Genomic DNA, 519 nt, shown 5'->3' on the forward strand with positions numbered 1-519 from the left:
CCCGCCCTGGCGAATGGCTTCGCCATAAAGCTCCCAGACCGGATCCACCACTTCGGCACCGTGGCTGTCGATCAGCAAAGGGCGCCCGGCGCTGTCGCGGTCTTCGTCATGCCCGCCCAGATGGATTTCGCCCACCAGCGCAAGCGGAAAGGCCCGGATATAGCCCAAGGGATCAAAGCCCTGATTGATGGCCGAGACATAGACGTTGTTCACATCCAAAAGCAAACCACAGCCCGTGCTGCGGGCAATCTCGGTCAGGAAATCCACCTCGGCCATGCTGGTTTCGGCAAATGCCACATAGGCAGAGGGGTTTTCCAAAAGGATCGGGCGGCGCAGCACCTCTTGCACGCGGTCGATGTGATTGCACACCTGTACAAGTGTCGCCGCCGTATAGGGCAGGGGAAGCAGGTCATTCAAAAAGGCACCCTCATGGGTGGACCAGGCCAGATGTTCAGAAAAACTTGCCGGCTCCAGCCCCTCGCACAGGGTTTTCAGCGCGGCGAGGTGGTCTTCATCCAA

At 59.5% G+C, this 519-nt stretch carries 1 protein-coding gene; it reads right to left on the reverse strand.

The genetic code is table 11. From position 1 onward, the window contains the following. Positions 1 to 519: MbnB/TglH/ChrH family RiPP precursor modification enzyme (locus AC1QQ2_RS15080; protein ID WP_479713763.1), on the reverse strand; the 519-nt coding region annotated here is incomplete at both ends.

This window comes from Aestuarium sp., from assembly GCF_023253315.1.
Taxonomy (GTDB): Bacteria; Pseudomonadota; Alphaproteobacteria; order Rhodobacterales; family Rhodobacteraceae; genus Marivivens; species Marivivens donghaensis.